General features: G+C 72.0%; 3 protein-coding genes and 1 pseudogene. All 4 read right to left on the minus strand.

From position 1 onward, the window contains the following. Positions 1-3: 3 nt before the first annotated feature. Positions 4-438, minus strand: a complete 435-nt coding sequence (locus NBX02_RS15325; protein ID WP_250291903.1) for an ester cyclase — start codon at positions 436-438, stop codon at positions 4-6. A 344-nt stretch (positions 439-782) separates the two neighbouring features. Beyond that, positions 783-2,327 (minus strand): phytoene desaturase family protein, encoded by a 1,545-nt coding sequence (locus NBX02_RS15330; protein ID WP_250291905.1) that lies wholly within the window; start codon positions 2,325-2,327, stop codon positions 783-785. Further along, positions 2,324-3,526: a 3-oxoacyl-[acyl-carrier-protein] synthase III C-terminal domain-containing protein gene (locus NBX02_RS15335; protein ID WP_250291907.1), complete on the minus strand. Its 1,203-nt coding sequence runs from the start codon at positions 3,524-3,526 to the stop codon at positions 2,324-2,326. The genes NBX02_RS15330 and NBX02_RS15335 overlap by 4 nt, the downstream gene beginning before the upstream one ends. Next, positions 3,526-3,864: pseudogene (locus NBX02_RS15340) on the minus strand (beta-ketoacyl-[acyl-carrier-protein] synthase family protein); the annotation flags it as partial. The pseudogene NBX02_RS15340 and the gene NBX02_RS15335, both read right to left, overlap by 1 nt.

Consider the following 3,864-nt stretch of genomic DNA (forward strand, 5'->3'; position numbering starts at 1 on the left):
TGCTCACGCCTTCGGCCGGGACCAGCGCAGGTTCATGCCGAGCTCCTTGAGCAGGTCGAGCTCGAGGTCGATCGCCCAGTGCTCGACGATCAGACCGTTCCTGAGCCGGAACACCACCACACCGCCGTAGCTCACGCTCCTGCCGGTGGGCGGAATTCCGAGCACCTCGCCGGTGTGAGTGCCCACCCAGGTGTTGTGCGCCGCCACCTTGTCCCCGTGAGCGCTCATATCCTCGACCGTCACGCGCAGGTCAGGAAACGCGGCGCGCAGCCCGCCGATCGAATGCCTGACGCCGTCCCGTCCCGCCGGCGCGCCCGGGAACGGGGCGTGGTCGAGATAGTCCTCCGCATATATCTCGTCGACCACGTCGAAATCGCCCTTGCTGGCGATCTCCTCGAACACCCGACGGATGATTTCCTTGTTCTCCGTGCTCGACATGTCCCGCTCCTTCTTCGTCCCGCGCCGGCCTGTGTCGTTCTGTTCTCCTCAGCGGCCCGGGCACCGGAGGACATCCCCGCCGGTGGCGTTCCGCCGCCGCCCCGTCCCACTTCGTGTCGTTCTGTTCACCGTCCTGTATCGCTTCTGTACCTTTTTGCTTCCTTTGGCGGCCCGGGCGCTGGACGGCATTCCGCTGGTTGCGTTCCGCGTCGCCCCGGACACGGGATCCCACAGGATCCCGTCGAACGGAAATCGGCGGGCAGCGCCGGAACGGGCACGGCCCGGTCGGCCCCGTCCCGGCGCGGCCCGGTCGGCCCGGTCGGCCCGGCGGGACGCGACCCGGCTCAGCCGGCCGCTCCGGCGAAGAAGGACACCGGTCGCGGGCGTTCCAGCACCGACGCGCCGGTGAGCATCTCGGCGGTCTGCACACCCGAACTGATCACCGACAGGACGCCTCCCCCCGGCTGCGTCCAGTGCCCGGAAAGGTACAGCCCCTCGACGGGGGTCCGGTGCGGCAGCCGGCCGGTGCCGGTCTGGTCGGGCGCATGCTCCCAGCCGTAGATGGCGCCGCGCAGGTTCAGGGTGTAGCGCTCCATCGTCCGCGGCGTGCCGCCCTCGGCCAGGGCCGCCCCGCTCCCGATGCCCGGAACCAGCTCCTCAAGCCTGTCCATGATCAGACGCTCGTAGCGCGGCTTGCTGTGGCGCCATGATGCCACCGCGTCATACGGGAGCAGTGCCACCGCGGTGACCAGATGCATTCCGTCCCGAGACAGTGACGGATCGCTCAGCGTCGGGACGCTCACGGTCAGCGCTGGTACCGCTCCCGTGAGCATCCCCGCATAGGTGGCGTCATGATCCCAGCCGTCGAAGACGAAGGTCTCGTGCGCCATGCCCGCCCTGCCGAGATCCATGCCGGTGGCCAGGTACAGCACCGCCGCCGAGAGGGAGCAGCGCATCGAACGCAGCAGCGCGAGATAGCCGCCGTCGACGTTCTCGGTACCGACGAGCTCCTCGCAGGTCTGCAACGGGTCGGCGTTGGAGACGACGGCCTGCGCGGTGACCCGCTGGCCGTTGTCGAGCACGACCCCGGTCACCCGGCCCCGCTCGACAAGGATCCGCCGCGCGGCCGTGCGCACCATCACCTCCCCGCCATTGTCGGTCACGCCGGCGCCGAACGCGTCCACCAGCCGTTGAAAACTGCCCGCGCAGTAGTACGCGCCGAACTCCAGGTATGTCGTGATCATGAGCGACCACACATCGAAGGCCAGCACCGACGGTGGCACTCCCAGATACGGCCAGAGTGCCGTCAGTGCCGTTTTGAGCCGGGCGTCGCTCAGGTGTTCGTCGAGCACGTCGGAAACGGTTGCCCGACGGTACCGGCTCAGCAACGGAAAATCACCGCCGTGTAGTTCGGCGGTCGGCAGGTCGGGGGGCAGCCGTTGCGCCTCGCGGGTGAGCAGCGTCGACAGACGCTGCATCCGGCGCAGCCCCACCCGCTCCGCGGGAAAACGCGCCGCGTGCGCGTCCAGGAAATCAGGACCGGCCGGGACGTCGAGCTGGAAACCAGGAAGGACCACCCGGTAGAAGGGATCCAGCCGGTGGAACTCAAGGCGGTCGGCGACACCCAGCAGATCCAGCAGCACCGGCACGATTCCCGGATTTCCCGCGGTGACCGGCGGGCCGCCCGCGACCAGGTGCACCGCGGAGTCGAAACGATGCCGACGGCGGGTGAACGCATGCGCGTAACCGCCGATCCGGTCATGGCGTTCGACCACCAGCACCCGGCGGCCCCAGCGGGCGAGCAGCGCGGCGGCGGTCAGGCCGCCGAGCCCGCTGCCGATCACGACGACGTCGTAGGAGTCGCGCTCGGCATCCTGGCGGACGCTCATCGTGGCCCGGCCTGCCCGTTCACACCCGCGACCGGCAGCCCGACGGCCGACAGGTCCACGGCCGGCAAGTCCACGGCCGACAGATCCGCGGCCGACAGGCCGGCGCCCGGCCAGGGAGCGCTCCAGGTGAGCGAGAGCCCGGCGTACAGCCACCTGCTGGTCTCGATCGCCAGCAGCAGCACCTCGTCGCCGGGCCGGATCCGCCCGGAGGTCCAGGCGTCGTCCAGCGCCAGGGGCACGGCGGCGGAGCCGGTCGCCCCGACGTCGGTCAGGTTCTCCACGACCCTGCCCGCGAGCAGCTCGCAGTCCTCGGCGGACAGCCCCGCGGCCTCGAGCTCGCCGTTGAAGTAGCCGGCGTTGCCCTCGGGCACGACGCACGCGTCGACCTCCCGCAGGGTCAGGCCGCTGCGGCGCAGCAGCTCGTCCAGGGCGGTGACGAACACCCGCGGCCCGAAGCTCGCCGACTCGACCACGTCGAGACGCAGGTCGACCGGGCGCCGGGCGCGCATCTGCTCGGCCACGGGGGCGTGCGTGCCGCCGCCGATGATCTGCATGCCGGGTTTGCGGTCCCCGCCCATGCAGGCGTTGACGCTGGCATGGAAGCTCGCCGGCTCCCCCGGCCCGGCGGGCTCGGCGCGCAGCACCATCGCTCCCGCCCCGTCGCCGAAGTTGTAGATGGCGATCCGGTCCCGCAGCCGGACGGAGTCGGGACGGCGGCCGAGGAAGATCGGCGCCAGCACCGGGGAGACGGCCTCGCTGCCGATGACCACCGCGGTCCGCGCGGAGCCGTCGGCCAGCTGGCGGCGGGCGATGTCCAGCGCGTGCATCGCCCCCGCGCACCCGGAGCGGACCTCCACGACCGCGCACCGGGCCAGGCCGAGACGCTCCTGGACGAAGGTGACCGCCGCGGGCAGCGGGTACTCCGGGGAGGACGTCGACATCACCAGCAGGTCGACGTCGGCGGCCTCGAGCCCGGCGCGGTCGAGCGCCTGCCGGGCCGCGGCCGTGGCCATCTCGCTGTTGCTCACCAGGTGCTCGCCGGTGCCCGGATCGATCATCCAGTGGCGGCGGCGCACCTGGAGGCCGTCGAGCACGTCGTCCGGCAGCGGGCCGCACAGCCGCTCCAGGTCGTCGTTGGACAGCGGCTCACCGGGCAGGTAGCCGCCGGTGCTCACGATCCGGACATGGTGGCTGGTCATCACCGCTCCTTCCGGGAGCCCGCGGCACCCGCGGCGCCCACGGCGTGGAAAACATGGCCGGTTGCTTCCGGGCCGGCGGGACCGCCGCCTTCTGGGCCGGTCAGGACGAGGCTGACGTGCGTGCCGCCGAGGGAGGAGCTGTTCACCAGGACGGGGCCGGCGGCCCCGCCGGCCTCCCAGCCGGCCACGGCGAGGACCGCCGAGAGGTGCGCGCCCGCCCCGACCGGCTCGCCCAGGCTGCGCTTGGGCATCTCGACGCGGGGCCCGGCCGGGCCGAACACGCGGCCCAGGGCGGCCAGCTCCGGCCGGTCGACGGCCCGGATCCCGGCGGCGTTGGC

It is taken from the genome of Protofrankia sp. CiP1_Cm_nod1 (genome assembly GCF_920888515.1).
Taxonomy (GTDB): Bacteria; Actinomycetota; Actinomycetes; order Frankiales; family Frankiaceae; genus Protofrankia.